At 67.1% G+C, this 18,800-nt stretch carries 21 protein-coding genes and 1 pseudogene; 11 read left to right on the forward strand and 11 right to left on the reverse strand.

Translation table 11 applies throughout. From position 1 onward, the window contains the following. Positions 1 to 22 precede the first annotated feature (22 nt). Entirely contained in the window at positions 23 to 1,423 is a 1,401-nt protein-coding gene (locus H7K45_RS28600) for a xylulokinase (RefSeq protein ID WP_263999549.1), read from the forward strand. Between the two features lie 16 nt (positions 1,424 to 1,439). Here the strand turns inward: H7K45_RS28600 and H7K45_RS28605 are convergent, their stop codons facing one another. Together H7K45_RS28605 and H7K45_RS28610 are read right to left on the reverse strand one after the other, a co-directional pair. Further along, positions 1,440 to 2,204, reverse strand: coding sequence for an alpha/beta fold hydrolase (locus tag H7K45_RS28605; protein ID WP_263999551.1), 765 nt, complete (start codon positions 2,202 to 2,204; stop codon positions 1,440 to 1,442). 113 nt (positions 2,205 to 2,317) lie between these two features. Then, entirely contained in the window at positions 2,318 to 3,256 is a 939-nt protein-coding gene (locus tag H7K45_RS28610; RefSeq protein ID WP_263999552.1) for a LysR family transcriptional regulator, read from the reverse strand. A gap of 34 nt (positions 3,257 to 3,290) precedes the next feature. Here H7K45_RS28610 and H7K45_RS28615 point away from each other — a divergent pair, with 34 nt between their 5' ends. The 3 genes from H7K45_RS28615 to H7K45_RS28625 all read left to right on the forward strand — a co-directional run bounded on the left by H7K45_RS28615 (position 3,291) and on the right by H7K45_RS28625 (position 6,136). Beyond that, positions 3,291 to 4,103, forward strand: a complete 813-nt coding sequence (locus H7K45_RS28615) for an acyl-CoA thioesterase domain-containing protein (RefSeq protein ID WP_263999553.1) — start codon at positions 3,291 to 3,293, stop codon at positions 4,101 to 4,103. 80 nt (positions 4,104 to 4,183) lie between these two features. Further along, on the forward strand, positions 4,184 to 5,047 hold the full coding sequence (locus H7K45_RS28620; protein ID WP_263999554.1) for an EamA family transporter: 864 nt from the start codon (positions 4,184 to 4,186) through the stop codon (positions 5,045 to 5,047). Between the two features lie 303 nt (positions 5,048 to 5,350). Beyond that, positions 5,351 to 6,136 carry a hypothetical protein gene (locus tag H7K45_RS28625; RefSeq protein WP_263999555.1) on the forward strand — a complete coding sequence of 262 codons (786 nt, stop codon included), beginning with the start codon at positions 5,351 to 5,353 and terminating at the stop codon, positions 6,134 to 6,136. Here the strand turns inward: H7K45_RS28625 and H7K45_RS28630 are convergent. The 4 genes from H7K45_RS28630 to H7K45_RS28645 all read right to left on the reverse strand — a co-directional run bounded on the left by H7K45_RS28630 (position 6,133) and on the right by H7K45_RS28645 (position 10,283). Next, the gene (locus tag H7K45_RS28630; protein ID WP_263999556.1) at positions 6,133 to 6,993 is read right to left on the reverse strand and encodes an ABC transporter permease; all 861 of its coding nucleotides are present in this window, start codon (positions 6,991 to 6,993) and stop codon (positions 6,133 to 6,135) included. The genes H7K45_RS28625 and H7K45_RS28630 overlap by 4 nt on opposite strands. After that, complete coding sequence (locus H7K45_RS28635; protein WP_263999557.1) at positions 6,990 to 7,865, reverse strand: ABC transporter permease; 876 nt, start codon at positions 7,863 to 7,865, stop codon at positions 6,990 to 6,992. The genes H7K45_RS28630 and H7K45_RS28635 overlap by 4 nt, the downstream gene beginning before the upstream one ends. Positions 7,866 to 7,880: 15 nt before the next feature. After that, entirely contained in the window at positions 7,881 to 9,077 is a 1,197-nt protein-coding gene (locus H7K45_RS28640) for a polyamine ABC transporter substrate-binding protein (protein WP_263999558.1), read from the reverse strand. A gap of 63 nt (positions 9,078 to 9,140) precedes the next feature. Beyond that, complete coding sequence (locus H7K45_RS28645) at positions 9,141 to 10,283, reverse strand: ABC transporter ATP-binding protein (protein ID WP_308206444.1); 1,143 nt, start codon at positions 10,281 to 10,283, stop codon at positions 9,141 to 9,143. 296 nt (positions 10,284 to 10,579) lie between these two features. Between H7K45_RS28645 and H7K45_RS28650 the strand changes: the two genes are divergently transcribed. Together H7K45_RS28650 and H7K45_RS28655 are read left to right on the forward strand one after the other, a co-directional pair. Continuing rightward, positions 10,580 to 11,062, forward strand: a complete 483-nt coding sequence (locus H7K45_RS28650) for a TspO/MBR family protein (RefSeq protein WP_263999559.1) — start codon at positions 10,580 to 10,582, stop codon at positions 11,060 to 11,062. Between the two features lie 138 nt (positions 11,063 to 11,200). Then, positions 11,201 to 12,412 (forward strand): acyl-CoA dehydrogenase family protein, encoded by a 1,212-nt coding sequence (locus H7K45_RS28655; protein ID WP_263999560.1) that lies wholly within the window; start codon positions 11,201 to 11,203, stop codon positions 12,410 to 12,412. A gap of 28 nt (positions 12,413 to 12,440) precedes the next feature. Here the strand turns inward: H7K45_RS28655 and H7K45_RS28660 are convergent, their stop codons facing one another. Both H7K45_RS28660 and trhA read right to left on the reverse strand, forming a co-directional pair. Next, positions 12,441 to 12,929 carry a hypothetical protein gene (locus tag H7K45_RS28660; RefSeq protein WP_263999561.1) on the reverse strand — a complete coding sequence of 163 codons (489 nt, stop codon included), beginning with the start codon at positions 12,927 to 12,929 and terminating at the stop codon, positions 12,441 to 12,443. 164 nt (positions 12,930 to 13,093) lie between these two features. Further along, a complete protein-coding gene (gene trhA / locus H7K45_RS28665) occupies positions 13,094 to 13,822 on the reverse strand; it encodes a PAQR family membrane homeostasis protein TrhA (protein WP_263999562.1) in 729 nt (242 codons plus the stop codon). A gap of 203 nt (positions 13,823 to 14,025) precedes the next feature. Between trhA and H7K45_RS28670 the strand changes: the two genes are divergently transcribed. Beyond that, entirely contained in the window at positions 14,026 to 14,769 is a 744-nt protein-coding gene (locus H7K45_RS28670; protein ID WP_263999563.1) for an SDR family oxidoreductase, read from the forward strand. Positions 14,770 to 14,796: 27 nt separating this feature from the next. Here the strand turns inward: H7K45_RS28670 and H7K45_RS28675 are convergent, their stop codons facing one another. Then, positions 14,797 to 15,675 carry a 1-acyl-sn-glycerol-3-phosphate acyltransferase gene (locus H7K45_RS28675; protein ID WP_263999564.1) on the reverse strand — a complete coding sequence of 293 codons (879 nt, stop codon included), beginning with the start codon at positions 15,673 to 15,675 and terminating at the stop codon, positions 14,797 to 14,799. A 187-nt stretch (positions 15,676 to 15,862) separates the two neighbouring features. Here H7K45_RS28675 and H7K45_RS28680 point away from each other — a divergent pair, with 187 nt between their 5' ends. After that, the gene (locus H7K45_RS28680; protein ID WP_263999565.1) at positions 15,863 to 16,012 is read left to right on the forward strand and encodes a hypothetical protein; all 150 of its coding nucleotides are present in this window, start codon (positions 15,863 to 15,865) and stop codon (positions 16,010 to 16,012) included. Between the two features lie 12 nt (positions 16,013 to 16,024). Here the strand turns inward: H7K45_RS28680 and H7K45_RS28685 are convergent, their stop codons facing one another. Beyond that, on the reverse strand, positions 16,025 to 17,059 hold the full coding sequence (locus tag H7K45_RS28685) for an esterase/lipase family protein (protein WP_308206445.1): 1,035 nt from the start codon (positions 17,057 to 17,059) through the stop codon (positions 16,025 to 16,027). A 595-nt stretch (positions 17,060 to 17,654) separates the two neighbouring features. Then, positions 17,655 to 17,867: an LmrA/YxaF family transcription factor gene (locus H7K45_RS31735; protein WP_372512675.1), complete on the reverse strand. Its 213-nt coding sequence runs from the start codon at positions 17,865 to 17,867 to the stop codon at positions 17,655 to 17,657. A 42-nt stretch (positions 17,868 to 17,909) separates the two neighbouring features. Between H7K45_RS31735 and H7K45_RS31740 the strand changes: the two genes are divergently transcribed. The 3 genes and pseudogenes from H7K45_RS31740 to H7K45_RS31630 all read left to right on the forward strand — a co-directional run bounded on the left by H7K45_RS31740 (position 17,910) and on the right by H7K45_RS31630 (position 18,779). Further along, positions 17,910 to 18,164, forward strand: a complete 255-nt coding sequence (locus H7K45_RS31740) for an MmpS family transport accessory protein (protein WP_372512676.1) — start codon at positions 17,910 to 17,912, stop codon at positions 18,162 to 18,164. A gap of 102 nt (positions 18,165 to 18,266) precedes the next feature. Then, a pseudogene (locus tag H7K45_RS31625) lies at positions 18,267 to 18,635 on the forward strand (hypothetical protein); the annotation flags it as partial. Positions 18,636 to 18,644: 9 nt separating this feature from the next. Continuing rightward, a complete protein-coding gene (locus H7K45_RS31630) occupies positions 18,645 to 18,779 on the forward strand; it encodes a hypothetical protein (protein WP_308206447.1) in 135 nt (44 codons plus the stop codon). Positions 18,780 to 18,800 lie beyond the last annotated feature (21 nt).

Genomic DNA, 18,800 nt, shown 5'->3' on the forward strand with positions numbered 1-18,800 from the left:
CCCAGAGCAAAAGGAGGTCGGCGTGGCCCTCGTCGCGGGTATCGACTCGTCCACCCAATCGTGCAAGGTCTTGATCTGTGACGCCGACACCGGCGAGACGGTGCGCTCCGGATCGGCGCCGCACCCCGGGGGCACCGAGGTCGACCCTGCCGCCTGGTGGGCGGCACTCGGCGACGCCGCTGCCGCGGCCGGCGGTCTCGACGACGTCGCCGCGGTGTCGGTCGGCGCCCAGCAGCACGGCATGGTCTGCCTGAACGGCGCGGGCAACATCGTGCGGGACGCGTTGCTGTGGAACGACACCCGATCGAGCCGCGCCGCCGAGGCCTTGGTCGAGGAGCTCGGCGGGCCGGGGCAGTGGGCTGACCGCATCGGCGTGGTGCCGGTCGCGGCGATCACCGCCACCAAGTTGCGGTGGCTCGTCGACGCCGAACCGAAGAACGCCGACGCGACCGCCGCGGTGTGCCTGCCGCACGACTGGCTGACGTGGCGACTGTCCGGGTCGAGCGACGTCTCCGACATTCGCACCGATCGCAGCGACGCCAGCGGCACCGGATACTTCGCGGCCGAGGACGGCGAATATCAACCGGATCTGCTCGAACTCGCGATGCGGGGACGCCGGCCGCTGGTGCCCCCGGTCGTCGGTCCGTCGGAGGCTGCAGGCCGGACCACCACGGGTGCGGTGCTAGGTCCGGGCGCCGGTGACAATGCCGCGGCGGCACTGGGCCTGGGAGTGGGGCCGGGTGATTGTGTGGTGTCCCTGGGCACCTCCGGTGTCGTCAGTGCCGTCGGTGACACCGCTCCACACGACGCAGAGGGACTGGTGGCCGGGTTCGCCGACGCCACGGGCCGTCAGCTTCCCCTGGTGTGCACGCTCAACGGAGCGCCGGTGCTCGCTGCGGTCGCCAAGATGCTGGGCGTCGAGTTCGACGAGTTCGACCGGCTTGCGTTGTCGGCTCCCGCCGGCGCGGAGGGACTGTCGCTGGTGCCGTACTTCGACGGCGAGCGCTCGCCGAACCTGCCTGACGCTGCCGGTGCGCTGCACGGGGTGACCACCCGAAACCTGTTGGCGGCCAACGTCGCCCGAGCAGCGGTCGAAGGGCTACTCGCCTCCATACAGTTCTGCGTGGAGAAGATCTCGAACCAGGGCGTCGACGCCGGACGGGTGATCCTGATCGGCGGTGGCGCCCGGTCGGAGGCCGTACGCCGCATTGCGCCGGCGATCCTGGGGGTTCCGGTCCACGTCCCGTCGCCGGCGGAGTACGTCGCGCTCGGCGCAGCGCGGCAGGCCGCGTGGACGATCTCGGGCGGTGACGAGCCGCCCGCGTGGACCGTCGGGGAGACGGCGTCGTTCACCGCCGATCCCACTCCGGACGTGCTCGATCGCTACCGCACCGCCCAGTCCCTGACCCTCGGTCAGCGCTGACCGGGGTCGGGTGCCCTCAGGCCGAGTCGCGGGCGGAGCTAGGCGCCGACGCCAACTGCGTTGCCACGAACGCCGCGGCTTGGTCCGCGGTGCCGTTGTTCTTGTACGCGCTGTGGGCGGCACGATCGAGGCCGCCGGGCGAGCAGACCGGGTCGCCGGCGTTGCACAGCTGAATGGTCTTGGCGGCGTAGTCGTTTCCGATGGCGATGGGCGGCGCACTGTGGTCGACCAGGCCCAAGAACCAGGGGTCCGGTGTGCCGAACAGGGCGACCGCGGCGACGTGGGGGGCGACCGAGGCCGGCATGGGTCCGCTGATCCCCGGGGGCAGGGTGAAGCCGGCCGGAATCGCGCTCTCGGTGGTGTAGGCGGCGACGGCGGCACCCTGGGAGTAGCCGCCCAGGACGATCTTGGTGTCGGGGCAGGTCGTCGCGATCGACTCGATCTGACGGCTGGCGTCGCCAACCCCGTTGGCGGCAGCCTGGAAGTCCAGCGACGCAGGGTAGTCGACGGCGTAGACGGCGACGGGCTGACCGAGCTTGGCGTTGAGGGCGTCGACGAAGGCTTGACCGGTGTCGCCGATGCCCGGCGCTTCGAAGGTGCCGCGGGCGAACACGACCTCGACGGCCGCGCAGGACGGATCCGTGGCCGCCGTGGCCAGCCCCGTGGCCTGCGGTCCGAGGACGGCGGCCGCGGAGGCGACCGCAGCGGCGAGGACACGCAGCGTGTGAGAGAGCGTCGTGTGAGAGTGCGGCGTGCCCTGGACTTCGGTGGTCTTCGTCATGGTCGAGCCTTTCGAGACGCTGCTGGATGAGTGCACTCACACTCCCGCGTGCAGCGGCGTCGCCGCATCGGCGCTGCCCACCAGGCTTCGACCACCGCTAGCGGCCAGGGCGACTACCGGCTAGCAGGGGGGTCGGCCGCGGCGGGCCGCGGCCAGTCCCGATGGGGCGGCGCGCAGCCGGTCACGGAACACAGACCGTCGAGCAGCACGCGCAACGGCGCCCAGCTCTCGCGTCCGCGGCGGGTGGCGGCGTACGCCGTCATGACGACGGCCGGGTCGGCGAGACGGAGAACCGAGACACCCTCGCGGGTGGGCCGATTCAGCGGAAGCAGCCCGACGCCATAACCACCGAGGATGAGATCCTCGACCAGGTCGAGACTGTCGATTTGGTGGGCGATCCGCGGGGTGAACCCGGTCAAGGCGGCCAGCGTGCGGACGGCGGCTTCGTCGGCGGTGTTGCGCGAGTTGACGATCCACGTCTCGTCGGCGTAATCGCTCAGGTCTGCGGTGGTGCCGTGAGTCGTGTCGGCCCGCACGCCAAGGCCCCAGGGGGTCGACCACAGGGCCACCGCGTCCAGCGCGGGATTCAGTGACGCCGGCGCCAGGTTGTAGTCGTAGACCAGGGCCAGGTCGAGGTCGTCGTCGACGAGCAACCGAAACGCCTCGACGGGTTCGTATTCGCTGACGATGGCGTCGACGCGGGGGTGGGTGTCGGCGAGGTCGGCAAGCACGGGAAGCAGCGACACCCGGATGCCGGTGGCGAATCCGCCGACGCGCAGGGTGCCTGCGGGCTCGGCGTCCGGATCGAGGTCGACGCGCGCGGCCTCGACGGCGGCGAGGATGGTCACGGCGTGGTCGGACAGTCGACGGCCGGCCGGAGTCAGGCGCACGCGTCGCCCCTTCGGTTCGACGAGATCGGTCCCGGCGTCCCTGGCGAGCGCCGCAATCTGCTGCGACACGGTCGAGGTGGTGAGGTGGTGGGCCTCGGCGACCGCACGCATCGAGCCAAGCCGGGAGAGGGCGAGCAGCAACTGTAGTCGGCGGGTGTCCACCTTGGCATTGTCCGCCCCGTGCGACGATTCGAGAATGACAGCGCGTGCGGCTCACTTCGTCCAGACGTCGACCGACACGTTCCTACCCACCTCCAATGCCCGAAGCCGTTGGGGCCCAGATCATCTCAACGGTCCGGCATTGGTCGGTCTTGCGGCACGCACGATCGAGGACCAGTTCGGCCTCGAGGAATTCATGCCCGCGCGCCTGACCGTCGACCTCTTCAAGGCCGCGCGCGGGGTGTCGACCACCGTCAGGGCGCGGTTGGTGCGCGACGGCAGGCGGGTGCGCAACTCCGAGTGCGAGCTCGTCCAGGACGGCGCCGTGGTGGCGAAGGCGACCCTGGTGCAGTATCGCCGCTCGTCGGCGCCACCCGGGGAGGAATGGTCGGCGATCATGGAGTTGCCGACGCCGCCGGACGTGGACGAGACCAGCCCACTGCGGGTCGGCAGCGACGACGCGGGGTGGAGTCCCAAGATCGCCGACCACCGAAATTCTTCACGCAAGCGGTTCCTCAACCGTGCGATCGACGTGGTGGAGGGGGTGCGCAACACGCCGTTGGTCAACGCCGCCTACTCCGCGGAGGGCACCAGCCTGGTCACCAACCTCGGCACCGCAGGCATCGGCTACATAAACGGCGACCTGACCGTGGCGCTGGCCCGACTTCCGGTCGACGAGTGGATCTATCTCCAGGCCGACTCGCACTGGACGTCAGACGGCATCAGTGTCGGCGCGGCGACGCTGTACGACCGGGTCGGTGCGTTCGGCACGGGTCTCATCACGGCGGTGAGCAACCCGCAGGCGCAGATCGACTTCTCCGACGACACGCCGGTGGCCGAAAGCATCTGACTGACCGTCCACGATTCGTGAACGGTATGTCCCCTTTTATCACGTGGACGCGAACGTTAATCGTGGCCTTCAATGCACTCGTGTCCAAGGATCAGGCCCGCACCGGAGTGACGATGGCATCGGCGTCGATGCTGTGCGTCCAAGCGGGCCTGGCCTTGTCGCTGGGATTGGTCGACCAGATCGGCGTCGAGGGGGCGGCCTGGTTGCGGCTGACGTGGGCCGGCGTCTTGCTCGTCGCCTTCGTGCGGCCGCGGCCGTCGGCCTTCACCAGGACGACCGCACTGACATGCGTCGTCCTCGGGGTGGTGACCGCCGCGGTCACGCTGTTGTTCATGGCGTCGATCGAGCGCATTCCGCTCGGAACGGCCAGTGCACTGGAGTTCCTCGGCCCGCTTGGCGTAGCGGTGGTCCGAGGCAAGGGACGCAGCCGCATCGTATGGCCGGCGCTGGCCGCCACGGGCGTCGCGCTGCTCACCCAGCCGTGGGCTGACGCCGTCGACCTGATCGGCGTGGCGTACGCACTCGGTGCCGGCGCGTGTTGGGGTAGCTACATCCTGCTCACCCAGCGCGTCGGCGACGGCGTGGAAGGCGTCGACGGTCTCGCGCTGTCCATGTCCGTGGCCGCCGTATTCTCCACCCTCGTCGTCGGCCCCGCAGTCATACCGCGTGTCACCCCCGAGATCCTGCTCTGGGGAGTCGGTTTGGCCACCCTCCTGCCGGTGATTCCGTTCACGCTGGAGCTGATGGCGCTGCGCAGGTTGACCACCGCGGCCTTTGGCACGCTCATGGCCGTCGAGCCGGCGTTCGCCATGGTGATCGGATTCGCCGTGCTCTCGCAGGCGCCCGACGGCGCCGGCCTGGTCGGCATCTGCCTGGTCGTCGCCGCCGGAATCGGCGCTGCCCGTAGCGGATCGCGAACCCCCGCCCTCGTCGACGTGGCTTGACGGCCGACCCGACACGCGCGGTGCCGCGCTCCTCCCGATCGGCGTCCACAGCAACGTCGCCTCGAGTTTCACGCGCCGACGAGCAACTGCGCAATCCGTCGTTCTACGCCGACGAGCGCTGGTCCTTGCCCATGGGCGGCGGCCCGCCGAGCGCCATTGGCTACTGGGAACCAAATCGCTTGTTCAATTGGGCAATTAATTTGCTACCTATATTTCGTGGAACGCAAAGCCCTGCTTAGAGCACATTCTGACCAAAGGTATTATATTGCTCTAGTTGGCAGAATCGGCGATGAAAGCGGAGCCATGACGACGTTGGAACTCGCAAAACCAGGTCAGTACGTGCCGGGAGGCACGATGTCCTGGTGGGACTCGGCTGCGGAATGCGCGGTCACGATAGCCGAACCCGCGGCAGCACCCGATCTATTCGGCGAATACCACCGGGGCGCTGTCGCGAGCTACGCCAAGTTCGGCGTCAGTGACGCCATCGACGCCGACGCCGAACGGTGCGCCGCCGACACCGCGCTGTTCTGGGTGATGACCGACGTCGACGGCCGCGTCATCGGCGGTGTCCGAACCAAGGGCGCATTGGCCGCACCGACCGACTCCCATGCCGTCGTCGAATGGGCGGGTCAGCCGGGGGAGTCCGCAGTACGCACCATGCTGGCGCAACGCATCCCGTCGGGCGTCATCGAGATGAAGGCCGCGTGGATGGACGGAGGCGGCCATTGCACCAGGCAGCGGGCAAAACTGCACGCCCGCAGCGGGTTTCACCTCGTTGCCCTGTTGGGAGTGGACTACTACATGGCCACCTCGGCGGCACACACCCTGGAGCGATGGCGGTCCACCGGCGGGGTGGTGGCGCCCATTCCCGCCACGCCGTACCCCGACGCGCGGTACGAGACCAAGATGATGTGGTGGGATCGTCGGACCTTCACCGTGCACGGCGAGCCGGACCAGGTGGCCTCGGTCGTCGTGGAGGTTGCGCGCATCCACCGTCGCCGGCGACCGATGGTCGAGCCCGGCCTTTCGCCCCGCACCCGCAGTGCGCTGTCGGCGCATCGAGGCAAGGCGGCCGAACGGGCCGCCTAGGGCGCGATTCGCTTGCGGCGGTACAGCGTTCCCGCCATCAGTAGTACGAGGCTGATCACCAGGATTGCGGTGGCGAGCACGTCGATTTGAGGTGGCACGGCGGCCTTCGTCGCCGCGTTGACGTACAGCGGGTAGGTCACCGTCGACCCGCTCACGAAGTAGGTCACGATGAAGTCGTCGAGCGAGAGCGCGAACGACAGCATCGCCGCCGCGACGATGCCCGGGACGATCAGGGGCAGAGTCACCCGGAAGAACGTCCGGGTGGGACTGGCCCCCAAGTCCATCGAGGCGTCCTCGAGCGTCCAGTCGAAACCCCGGACTCGGGCGCGCACCGTCATCGCCACGAAGCTGATCTCGAAGGCGACGTGCGCGATGAGGATCGTGGTGAACCCCGTCGCCCAACCGAGGTCGAGGAACAACGTCAGCAGCGAAGCACCCATGACCACCTCGGGCGCGGTCAGCGGCAGCACCAGGAACGTGTCGACCGCGCCACTACCCCGAAACCGCTGCCGCACCAATGCAATCGCCAACAAGGTACCCAGCACCAAGGCGATCAGAGTGGACAGCGCCGCCACTTCGAGGCTCATCTTCAGGGCTTCGGCCAAGGCCGGGTACTTGAAGGGATCGGCCCAGTTCTCGAGGGTGAACCCCTGCCACGTGTAGTTGAACTTGCCCGCGGGCTTGTTGAACGAGAACAGTACGATCACGAAGATTGGGACGAAGATGTAGAGCAGCACCAACCCGGCGACCACCCGCAGGGCGATGTCGCCGAACCTGCCGTTGCCGCGGATGGATCGCTTCGACCGCCGCGGCTGGTCGATCAGGTCGACGACCGCCGCGCCTTCTTGCACCGTCATACGAGGTTCTCCGTACCAAGGGCCCGCGTGTAGGACAGCACGCCCGCCAGGATCATCGCCATCAGCAGGAAGCTGAGTGCGGCAGCGCCTGGGTAGTCCTTGACCACGAGGAACTGCTTTTGAATCACGTTGCCGATCATCGTGGTTTGCGTGCTGCCCAGATAGTCGGCGTTGATGAAGTCACCCATGGCCGGAATGAAGACCAGCAGGCTCCCTGCGAGCACACCGGGCACCGACAACGGGAAGATGATCTTGGTGAACGCCCGGGTGCCCGAGGAGTACAGGTCGCGAGACGCCTCGAGCAACCGAGGATCGATCTTCTCCAGGCTCACGTAGAGCGGCAGGATCATGAACGTCATCGAGTTGTAGATCAACCCGCCGATGACCGCCCAGCTGGTCGACAGGAGCCGTCCGTCCGGAGGGAGCAGACCAAGGGTGTTGAGCGTCTGCACCACGATGCCGTCGTCGGCCAGGATCGTCTTCCAGGCCAACGTACGCACCAGGAACGTCACGAAGAACGGCAGGACCACCAAGCCCAGAAGGAGGTTCTTGTACCGCCCCGACTTGAACGCGATGACGTATGCCAGCGGATAGGAGATCGCCAACGACACCACGGTCGCGGTGAAGGCATACAGCAGCGAGCGCAGGATTTGGTCTTGATACGTCGACAGCGCATGGGCGTAGTTGCCGAAGTTCCACGCAAACGTCAACTGCGGCAGGTAGATCGAGCCGCCCATGCTCGACAGCGACGTCCGGAACAGCGACCAGAACGGCACCACGAAGAAGATGGCCAGGTACGCCAGACCCGGCAGGATCATCAGGTACGGCGCGATCTTGCTGCGCTGGCGACTGCTGCTTGCTACTCCTGCCACGAGCGCACCCGACGCCTAGCCACCGGTGACCGCCGCGTAGGCCGTGTTGAATTGCTGAGTCTGCTCGTCGGTCAGCGCAGCCCAAGTGTGCAACTTGTCCTGGAAGTCCTGCGGCGGGTTGATCAGCTTGTTCGCGGCGAGCTTGGGGTCGAGCTTGTTGAGCTCGTCGGTCATGTCGGCCAGCACCGGAACGTACTGCACGAACGCCACCAGCTTCGCGTAGTTGGCCCGGTCGTAGACGTAGTCGATCCACGCCTCGGCCGCATGCTGGTTCTGGGTGGTGTACGGGATGGTCATGGTGTCGATGAACCAGTCACCACCGGACTCGGGGATGATGAATTCGAGATCCGGGTTGTCGGCCTGCAATTGGACGACGTCGCCGGAGTAGGCCTGGGCAATCGCGATGTTGCCCGCGGCCAAGTCGTCGGCGTAGTCGTTTCCGGTGAATCGACGGATCTGACCCTTGTCCTTCTGTTCCTTCACCAGGTCGACGGCCTTCTGCACGGAGTCCATCGTGGGGTTGGCGACGTCACCGCCCTGCGAGGTCATGATCATGCCGAGGCCGTCCTGCATGTCGGTGAAGAGGCTGACCTTGCCCTTGAACTTCGGATCCCACAGATCGTCGATCTTGGTGATCTCGCGGCCCGTTGCCGCCTTGTTGTAGGCAAGGCCCACCATGCCGCTCATGTAGGGCGCGGTGAACTTGCGGCCCGGGTCGGACTTGTCGTTCAGCAAGTCGGGCCGCAGATTCTTTCGGTTGGGCACGCGGGTTTCGCTGATCTCGTTGAGCCAGCCCAGCTGCTTGAGCCGCAGAGCCATGAACTGGGTGGGCACCACCAGGTCGGCCCCGATGTCCTGCTTGCGCGACAGCGGCTCCTTGTTCTTGGCGAACCACTGCTCGTTGTCGTTGAAGTCTTCCTTATAGTCGACGGTCAGACCGCTGGCCTTTTGGAAGGCGGCCACGAATCCGTCGGCCATGTACAGCGGCCAGTTCGAGATGCGCAGGTTGCCGCTCGCGGGCTTGCCGTCATCGGGTGGCGGCGCCGACGAACTGCTGGAACTGGTGGTGCTGCTCGAACCGCACGCGGCGAGGAACGACGGGCCAAGTGCCAGTGCCGCCGCCGCTGCCGCGCCGCCGCCGAGGAGTCGTCGCCGCGACGTTCGGGTCGACGCAATCCGAGACAGCTGCCGAGGGTCGAACTCGTTCGCCATGGGGTGCCTTTCAGGGGTAACGGGAGGGCTTTTCGGAGCGGGGCGCTCGGGATTGCGTGGATGTCAGGGCTCGAGGGGCGCGTCGAACATCTCCTCGAGGTCTTCGGTGGTGGGGATGTCGGCGGCCGGCAGAACCAAGGACGCGTCCGGCGCCCAGGCGACGTGCACCCGGTCTCCAGGGCGCAGCAGCGGCAAGTTCTGTTCGCTGCCCACGTGGGCGACGATCGGAGACCCGTCGGGGGCGTCCATCGACAACCGCACCACCGGCCCCTGGAACGTCAGGTCGGTCACCGTGGCCGCGACCGTGGCGACGTCGCCGGTCGGCGGCTCGATCGACACGCGGACGCGCTCGGGACGGACCATCAGGGTTGCCTGCCCGCCGGGTTCGATCTTGGTGTCACCCGGCTTGGCCCGCAGCGTCGTGCCCAGTACGGACAGCTCGGCGAGATCGCCGTCGACTCGATTCTGGACGCCGGGCCACAGGTTGGCCTGCCCGATGAAGCTTGCCACGAACACCGTGGCAGGACGGTCGTAGATCTCGGTAGGGGTGCCGATCTGCTCGACGTTTCCCGCGTTCATCACCGCGATCCGATCGCTCATCGTGAGCGCTTCCTCCTGGTCGTGCGTCACGTAGATGAACGTGATGCCGACCTCGCGCTGGATGCGCTTGAGCTCGAATTGCATGGCGTGGCGCAGCTTCAGGTCCAGCGCACCGAGCGGCTCGTCGAGCAGCAACGCGCTGGGGTAGTTGACCAACGCCCGGGCCAGCGCGACGCGTTGTTGCTGGCCGCCGGAGAGTTGCGCCGGCTTGCGCTTGGCGAAGTCGGTGAGCCGCACGACCTCCAGCAGTTCGTCGACCCGCCGGGTGACTTCGGACTTCTCTATCTTTTGGCTACGCGGTCCGTAGGCGACGTTGTCCCACACCGTCATGTGTGGGAAGAGGGCGTAGTGCTGGAAGACCGTGTTGACATTGCGCTTGTGCGGGGACACCGACGACACGTCGACGCCCTCGAGCCGGATGGCGCCCTCGGTCGGCGTCTCGAACCCGGCGATCATGCGTAGCGTCGTGGTCTTCCCGCAGCCGGACGGACCGAGCATCGAGAAGAACTCACCGGAGGCGATCGAGAAGTCGGCGTCGGCCACGGCGACGTAGTCGTCGAAGCGCTTCGTCACGTGGTCGATCTCGATGACCGGCGTACCCGGCACGGGAACGCCGGTATTGATGTCGGTGGTGGAGCCGCCGACTGTGGTGCCGCGTGTGCCGCTCAGGACTACCTCCTAAGGATCTCGGCACGAGGCCCGGGCGCGTCCCATTGGGACGCGATCCGCACTCAACCCGTGCACCGTGGATAAACAATCGCCGATCATGGTGACCTTCGCAAGCGATTCCGCAACGAATTTACATCCAGACAATCGGATTCGGCACTCTGACGTCTCCTCGGCGCGGAATCCGCTTGCGGTAATCCGTTGCCAGGTACGTTCGAAAGGTCGAAAGGAGTCGCATGCGCGCGCTCACCCTCGCGAAGACGGCAGGTGCCGCCGCGGCAACCGCCGTGCTCGGCGGTTTGGCCACCGGACCCGCAGTTCAGTCGAAGTGGTACCAAACGCTCCGCAAACCGAGTTTTCAACCGCCGAAGCAGGCCTTCCCGATCGTGTGGCCGTTGCTCTACACCGACGTCGCCGTCGTGTCGGCGGCCACCCTCGACGCGCTCGACGACCGCGGGGCCCATGACGAGGCCCGGACCTACACGAAACTGCTCGTCCTCAACTTGGTCCTCAACGGCAGCTGGTCCTGGCTCTTCTTCAACCGCCGCCAGCTCGGCCCGTCGGCAGTGCTCGCCGGTGCACTGGCCGTCAGCAGCGCCGACCTCACCGCGCGCGCGGTTCGGGTGAACGGCACCCCCGCGAAGGCACTCTGGGCCTACCCGGCGTGGTGCGCGTTCGCGACCGTGCTGTCGAGCCGCATTTGGTGGCTCAACCGCTGACCCGGGCGACGGCGGATTCGCGCCGTCTGACCGACGGGGGTCCGTCACGCGGTACCCAGAAACACTGCGTACAGTCGTTCACCGAATAGCGCGCCATGGTTGCTGCGCGCAGCCAGCCCATCCGGAAGGAACTGTCGCATGACGTTCTCGCTCGAGCTCTCCGACGACGTGATCGAAGTTCGTGACTGGGTTCACGACTTCGCCGAGAAGGTCGTCAGGCCCGCGGCGGCGGAGTGGGACGAGCGGGAGGAAACCCCGTGGCCGATCATCCAAGAGGCCGCCAAGGTCGGGTTGTACTCCGTGGAGCTCTTCGCGACCCAGGCCGCTGAACCCACCGGCCTCGGGCTGCTCACCGTGTTCGAGGAGATGTTCTGGGGTGACGCGGGCATCGCCCTGTCGATTCTGGGCACCGGTCTGGCCGCAGCGTCGTTGGCCGCGACTGGGACCCCAGAGCAGTTGGGGGAGTGGCTACCTCAGATGTTCGGCACGGTCGAGGATCCCCTTCTCGCGTCGTTCTGCGCCTCGGAGCCCGGAGCCGGCTCGGATGTGTCCGCCATCATCACCCGAGCCCGGTACGACGAGGCCAGCGACGAGTGGATCATCAACGGCACGAAGACATGGGCCACCAACGGCGGCATCGCCAACGTGCACATCGTCGTGGCGTCCGTGCACCCGGAATTAGGCTCGCGTGGTCAGGCGACGTTCATCATCCCGCCGGACACCCCGGGCTTCAGCCAAGGCCAGAAGTTCAAGAAGCACGGCATCCGGGCATCGCACACCGCTGAGGTGGTCCTCGACGACGTCCGCATCCCGGGTCGGCTGATCATCGGCGGCAAGGAGAAGTTCGACGAACGGATTGCCCGGGCTCGCGAGGGCAAGAGCTCGGCTGGCCAAGCCGCCATGAAGACCTTCGAACGCACCCGCCCGACGGTGGGTGCGATGGCCCTGGGCGTCGCCCGGGCGGCGTACGAATATGCCCTCGACTACGCGCAGGAGCGCGAGCAGTTCGGCCGCAAGATCGGCGATTTCCAGGCGGTTGCGTTCAAGCTCGCCGACATGAGGACTCGGATCGACACCGCGCGGCTGCTGGTGTGGCGGGCGGGGTGGATGGCCCGCAACGACAAGCCGTTCGTCAACGCCGAGGGCTCGATGGCCAAACTCGCCGCCAGCGAGACGGCGGTCTACGTCACCGACGAAGCCATACAGATTCTCGGCGGCAACGGCTACACGCGGGACTATCCCGTGGAGCGCATGCACCGAGATGCCAAGATCTTCACCATCTTCGAGGGCACCAGCGAGATTCAGCGCCTGGTGATGGCCCGGGCGATCACCGGGCTGCCGCTGAAGTAGACCTTCAGCGACAGCCCAGCGCGATCGGTTACAGCGGAATCCAGATGGGCCCGAGCCAGAAACCCCAAGCGTTCTGTCCCTGATCCCAGATCACCGGTGCATCCTGCTGCCACGGCGGCGGGGGCGGCGGCGGCGGAGCCCACGGCGGCGGCGGCACTGGCTGCTGCCACGGCGGTGGTGGCGGGACGGGACCCGGTTGGAAGCCCGGCGGTGGCGGCGGGGCCGGCCGCCAGGCCGGTGGAGGTGGCGGTCCGCCGGGGTCGCCGGGGCCGCCAGGAGGTGGGGGCACTGGTCCGCCGGGTCCGCCCGGTCCGTTCTGCCAACCGCCGTCATGCCAGCCGCGGTTCCCGTGGTCGCCCTGTCCGGGTCCGCCAGGTCCGCCAGGTCCACAGAACTGGCCGGGCGGGCACGGCGGGTCGGCATGAGCAAGCGCGGGAAGCAGACCCAATCCGGCGCCTGCCAGGGACGCTGAAACCGCCGCGCCGGCGGCCAATCTGGTCCATCGATTCTTCGTCATCGTGGCCTTTCATCGAACATCGTTTGCTCCCGACCCCACCGGTGTAGCCGACGTGTCTGAGTTTGACGCCTCGGAACGGGCATCGTCAGTGCACTGTCAGTCGATTGGGAGCGAACGCCCAACGACCATGTGCGGCAACGGCGGACGGGATCGCGTCGTCGGTGTTAGAGGACGACCAACGAGATGGCCGCGAAGTGGCAGGCCGCGGCGACGGCGGTGAAGGCGTGGAAGAACTCGTGGTAGCCAAACGTGCGTGGCCACGGGTTGGGCCACCGGGCACCGTAGAGGATTGCGCCGATGTTGTAGAGGACGGCACCGGCACACAGGAGACCCACGACGGCCGGTCCCGCACCGTCGAGCAAGACCCCGGCAAAGAAGACCGCCGTGTAACCGAGGATCAGATAGAGCGGCACTCCGACCCACCGGGGGGCCGAAGGCCAGAACATCTTGAGGACGATTCCCGCCGCCGCACCCGAGTAGACGATCGTGAGCACGAGCTTCGCCGTCTGCGGCGGCATGGCCAGTACCGCCAGCGGTGTGTAGCTGCCTGCGATGAAGACGAAGATCATCGAATGGTCGGCACGCTTCATCCAGGTGCGAGCGGCCGTGCTGCGCCACCGCACTCGGTGGTACACGGCGCTCACGCTGAACATGGCGACGATCGACACGCCGTAGACGAACGTTGCCAGACCGGCGTGGGGTCGTGCGGATGACGACACCGCGGGTACCAGGGCGGCGGCGGCGACCATCGCAAGCGCCGCACAGACGAGATGAATGGTTCCTCGCGAGCTGGGGGTGCGCAGGATCTCGTCGACGGTGTCGGCGAGGACGTGGGGGAGGTCGTCGTGGGCCGAAGACGTCGGGGTGGCGGTCTCGGTGATCAGGGCGCTCATGTGGTGTCGACGTTACCGAAGGCTCGCGGTCGTCATCGCCGACGAAGGGCCGAGTCGGATCACGATGCGATGAACAGTTGGCAGCGCCGTCGTGACGGCGAGCTGTCGTCAGCGTGGGGGAACGGCAGCCACGCCGCTTCGCCTCGGGAGCGGTAGGCCCCAGGTTGCTACCGTGACAGGCGGGGCTGCGACGAGGAGAACGCATGGATCTCGAGCTGCGGGGCCGTGCGGCCATCGTCTGTGGGTCGTCGTCGGGCATCGGTTTGGCCATCGCGCGTCGGCTGACCGCCGAGGGCGCCGACGTGATCATGACGGCTCGTCGCCGAGACGTGTTGCAGCAGCGTGCAAGTGAATTGGGCGCCGTCGCCCACGTCGCCGACTTGACCGACGCCGACGCCGTCGACGGCGTGGTCCACACCGCCGTCGCCGAATTCGGCCGTCTGGACGTCGTGGTGTGGAACACCGGCGGGCCGGCGCCGGAGGCAGCCAAGGACATCAGTGAGGGGTCGGTGCTGGCCGGTGTGGACTCGTTGGTGCTACCCCTGATTCGACTTGTCCGGGCCAGCCTGCCGCATCTGCGCAGCAGTGGCGCCGGCCGAATTCTGGCGGTGACTGCCACGGGCGTCAAGGAGCCGATGCCCAATCTGGGGGTGTCGAGCATGGTGCGAAATGCGTCCACGGCATACCTCAAGAGCCTGTCTCGAGACGTCGGCCGGGACGGAATCACGGTCAACTGCCTGGCGCCCGGATACATCCAGACCGGTCGCGTCGAACAGGTCTTCCCCGGTGGTCTGCCACCGGAGGTGCTCGACGGCGTTCCCGCCGGCCGAGTAGGGACGCCCGACGAAATCGCCGACGTGGCAGCCTTCCTGGTGTCCCCGCGCGCTTCCTACGTGTCGGGGGTGACGTTGAACGTCGATGGCGGCATGGCGCGGTACCTCTACTAGCGGCCGTGTCCGGCGACGGCCGCGTGACTACCCGATGAGCGGGATCCGGTTGGCGGTCATGTCCGTCATGGCCTCCTGCATCACGGCCTCCACGCGCGTCGCGTAGTCGGCGGCGTCCTCGCCGTCGTCCGGCGTCATGGCGGGCAGCACGCGGGTCGTCAGTTTGGTGGGCAACGGCAAGTAGGGCAGCATGCCGACGGCCCCGATGCTGAGGCCCCAGGGCAGCGAGACGCTCACCGGCGCCGCTTTGACGCGCAGCAGCTTGTCGAGACGAATCGCCCGGGCCAGACGTTCTCCACTGGAGATGACGAATAGCGACTCGCCGGCACCGGCGGTGACGATCGGCACGATGGGCACGCCGGCCTCCATCGCCAAACGCGCGAACCCGTTGCGCCCGTTGAACTTGATGCGATTGCGGTCCTCCCAGGCCTTGGCGGCGTCGACGTCGCCCCCCGGGAACACGGCGACATGCTCGCCGCGGTCGAACGCGTCCTGCGCCGACTCCGAGCTGGCCGGTCGCGCCCCTAGCGGCTCGATGAGGCGGCCGACACCGAGCGTCCACGCCAGTTGGTGGGTCAAGATGGTCACGTCACGATCCAGTTCGAGTTCCTCGAACGTGGCCCCGACCGCGAACACGTTGAGGTCGAAGATGCCACCGAACCCGTGATTGGCGACGAAGAGGACCGGGTCGGTCAGGGCGACGGGCTCGGCCGCCACGTCGAGACGGTTGTAGCGACGGACGAATTCGATGCCCAGTCGCCGAAAGGCAAAGGCCGCGCCGCCGACGAGGTCGGGGGAGGACTGCTCCTCGTCAGGGCCCGCCTCGGCACCTTCCTCGATGGCCGCCAGAAGTGCGTCGGCGAGATTCTCGACGTCGCCGTGCTGAGAGGATTCTTGCTCGGGCATGGGACCTTCCGGTTGGGGGTGGCCGTGCCAGATGATGATGCCGCACCCGCCGAGCGTGCAGGGTCGGATCGGCTGTCGAATCCGGATGTCGGTCGTATCCGATTCAGCGGACCCCATTTGGGGCACCCACCCCGACGTGTCATTCCGGCGGGAGCAGCCCGGCGGATTCAAGCAAGAGGATGTGCTCATGACGATGCCCAGCGACGCTGCGGACGCGGTGGAGGCCCAAGGATCCAACGAGGGCCCGCGCGACCATTCCGAGGTCGACACCGACCACGCCGCTTACGTCGACGAGGACAACGTGCCACACCCCGGTGACGCCAACGAGACTCGCTGACCCGACCCAGCGTCAGCAGCCCACGCGGTTGGGTCGGGACAATTCGGTGTCCGCGGTGTCGATGGCGCCACGGACGGCGTCGAAGACTCGCGGATCCCATGTCAGCGCGTCGGTCCACGGCAAACCCGCGGCGTCGGCGATGAAGATGCTGTGCGTGTCGTCGAAGGCGAGACAGCGGCGATGAGGCAGCACGCGGTCGCCGACGTCGGTGGCAAGCGCGCTGGTGCGTGTGACGATGCCGTCGTTGGGCCACACCATGGGGTTGGCGGCCCCGGCGTGGGTGAAGCGGGCGCCGCCGATGAGGACCACGGGAATGTCGTCCAGCACGCCGGCCTGTGCGTCGTTCCAGCCCGTGGCGCCCATGAGGTAGCCCTGGTTGACTTCGCGTCCGGATCCCGACATCAGCCGTGTCACTTCGTCTTTCATGACCTGCATGCTCTTCTCGCAGAACGCGTCTCCGAGGCAGTCCGACAGCGGTGTGATGCCGTTGGCGTAGTCGGAGAGAAACGACCCCTCCCACGGGGTTCCGATGGTGGTCAACGATCGGATGCGAACCGGAGAGGCGATGCCCTGGAGGACGCGGATCGCCGACCGCGAGTACAGGCCGCCCATCGAATGGGCGACGAAGTCGACCTCGCCGACGTCGAGGGTGTCGTGCAGGTAGGTGACGAAACGCGCGAGGTGTTCGCCGGCGAGGTCGATGCTGGCCGTCGAGTCGACCGTCATGTTCTCGGGCAGCGTGATCGGACAGTCGCCGAACGCGCCGAAACCACCTTGCTCGACCACCGGCCCGCGGCCGGCCATTGCCGGTGACGTGTAGACGATTTCGTTACCGCTCAGAAGATCCTCACGCAGCCCGGTGTCGGTGTTGCCGGCGGCCAACCCCGTAGCGCAGGCGGCATCCGGAGTGGTGAACGGACTGACGGCGTCGCCACCGGAGACGATGACGACCGCCCGCCCCGGGACGTCGGCGCGGACGGTGGGCACCGGCAGAAACGCGGTGACGAGCACGCCGACGAGGACGACGAGCCAGAGCGGTGAGCGCACGCACCGACGCTACGCGTCCCGCGCCCATTAGGTCTGACAACGGGTAAAGGGCAGGCGCCCCAAGGCTAGCCACCGGATGCTTCGGCCCTGCGATTCGGCCTGCCGCGCTAGGCTTTCGCACCGGACGGTGGCGCGCCATCCGCCGCGTCGCCAAGAGAATCGTGGACGGGACCAAGACGCCGTCATATCGTCACTGTGACGAATTTACGTATAGAGCAAGGGCGTTCGGAGCGCCTGTCTCGTCGGCCAGGGGGCCATGACTTCGGCTGGAATGAAGCCGCTGGGACGCATCGACGGCAGTCGCGGCGCGGGAGGGTTGCAGATTCGAGTGCCGTTGATGGCCGGAGAGCAGCACCAGCGTCGTGCGCGAAAGACTGTCTAGCCAAACCGAATCGGGCACTGACACAGAGGCATTCACGGGCATCCACCCCATCGCATGGTCAACGTTGTGCCGATAAGCGACATTATGTCAGTTCTTAAGTTGGTTATTCGCACGTGATGCGAATACGTCCGCTCTTGGGCTTCCCGGCACTCACATCGGGCGGTGGTGCCACCACCACGAAGCGCGACCGGGTAAACCTGGCGGCGTGTTCAGTTAGTCTCTTGATGGAGCAAATGAGTCGTCGAAGCCGGAACGTCGAGGACCGGTCGAGTGCTCGACGAGGTGCAGCAGGACCCTCTCGGCGGCGTCGAGTGGTTCGACGGACTGGTTCGCAACGCACAAAAGGACCGCTCCTTCGATGGTCGCGACGGCGGTAAGGGCCAAGTCGTCCGGCTCAGCGACATACCTGATCTGGCGGTGGGGCATTCGCCGAAGCCGCCGTCGCTAGGTCATCAGCGACCGCACACAGTGGCCTACGAGGTGGACGGGACGGACGGAGCGGCGGGAACGGCGTCCTACATCGACGCCACGGGCGTCAGCCGCGCGGTGGACATGCGTGTGCCGTGGACGTTCGTCATGGCATCACCGGAGCTCAGCTTTTCCTCGGGGGTCACCGCATCAGCCGACGGTTCGGCACTCGCCTGCCGAGTGGTGATCGACGGGGCGGTGCGCCTCCAGCAGCAGGGGCCCTCGGTGGTCGACTGCCAGGTGCCGGTGTCGTGACGGTGGCGAAGCGCGATCCAGCGACTGGCCCGAGCGCGACCGCGCCATCGTCTTCACTTCGTTGTTGGCCAGCCTGCGGGCCGAGGAAATCCTCCACGCCAAATGTCGGCGACTTCCGCCGCACCGACGACGGCGGCGTGCTGCACGTACGCGGGAGGGGCAACAACGACCGTCGCTTACCCGTCGCCAAAGACCTGCTCAACCTCGTTGACGACTACCTGCAGACACGCTCCATCCGCTTCCCCCAGGCCCGCCGACGCGAATCTAGCAACGGTGTGCAACAACAGTTTTCCCCAACGCTCACCTATTCGTGGGGGCCGACGGAAAACGCATCACCCGCGTAACGCTGCAGCATCGACTGTTGCGAGCGTTCAAGAAGGCCAGCATCAACGGCGAACGCACCTCCGGCGCACTGGTGCACGGTCTCGCCACACCTTTGCCAGCGAACTCGCCAACGCCAACGTCAGCGTATACGCCCTGATGAAGCTCCTCGGACACGAATCCATGGTCACCTCGCAGCGTTACGTCGACGGCGCCGGTACCGAAACCCGCTCCGCCGCCGAGCTCAACCCGCTCTACTCGGTTCTCGACATTGAGCCAAGTGACCTTCTATAAGTCCGCGCACGCCGTCCCGAC

This window comes from Mycobacterium yunnanensis (genome assembly GCF_025823185.1).
Classification (GTDB): domain Bacteria; phylum Actinomycetota; class Actinomycetes; order Mycobacteriales; family Mycobacteriaceae; genus Mycobacterium; species Mycobacterium yunnanensis.

Coding starts and splice junctions, on each gene's coding strand:
- H7K45_RS28605 (WP_263999551.1), bottom strand. CDS start 2,204: ATGACGAAGACCACCGAAGTCCAGGGCACGCCGCACTCTCACACGACG.
- H7K45_RS28615 (WP_263999553.1), top strand. CDS start 3,291: ATGACAGCGCGTGCGGCTCACTTCGTCCAGACGTCGACCGACACGTTC.
- H7K45_RS28625 (WP_263999555.1), top strand. CDS start 5,351: ATGACGACGTTGGAACTCGCAAAACCAGGTCAGTACGTGCCGGGAGGC.
- H7K45_RS28630 (WP_263999556.1), bottom strand. CDS start 6,993: ATGACGGTGCAAGAAGGCGCGGCGGTCGTCGACCTGATCGACCAGCCG.
- H7K45_RS28640 (WP_263999558.1), bottom strand. CDS start 9,077: ATGGCGAACGAGTTCGACCCTCGGCAGCTGTCTCGGATTGCGTCGACC.
- H7K45_RS28650 (WP_263999559.1), top strand. CDS start 10,580: ATGCGCGCGCTCACCCTCGCGAAGACGGCAGGTGCCGCCGCGGCAACC.
- H7K45_RS28655 (WP_263999560.1), top strand. CDS start 11,201: ATGACGTTCTCGCTCGAGCTCTCCGACGACGTGATCGAAGTTCGTGAC.
- H7K45_RS28660 (WP_263999561.1), bottom strand. CDS start 12,929: ATGACGAAGAATCGATGGACCAGATTGGCCGCCGGCGCGGCGGTTTCA.
- trhA (WP_263999562.1), bottom strand. CDS start 13,822: ATGAGCGCCCTGATCACCGAGACCGCCACCCCGACGTCTTCGGCCCAC.
- H7K45_RS28670 (WP_263999563.1), top strand. CDS start 14,026: ATGGATCTCGAGCTGCGGGGCCGTGCGGCCATCGTCTGTGGGTCGTCG.
- H7K45_RS28675 (WP_263999564.1), bottom strand. CDS start 15,675: ATGCCCGAGCAAGAATCCTCTCAGCACGGCGACGTCGAGAATCTCGCC.
- H7K45_RS28680 (WP_263999565.1), top strand. CDS start 15,863: ATGACGATGCCCAGCGACGCTGCGGACGCGGTGGAGGCCCAAGGATCC.
- H7K45_RS31735 (WP_372512675.1), bottom strand. CDS start 17,867: ATGCCCCACCGCCAGATCAGGTATGTCGCTGAGCCGGACGACTTGGCC.
- H7K45_RS31630 (WP_308206447.1), top strand. CDS start 18,645: ATGAAGCTCCTCGGACACGAATCCATGGTCACCTCGCAGCGTTACGTC.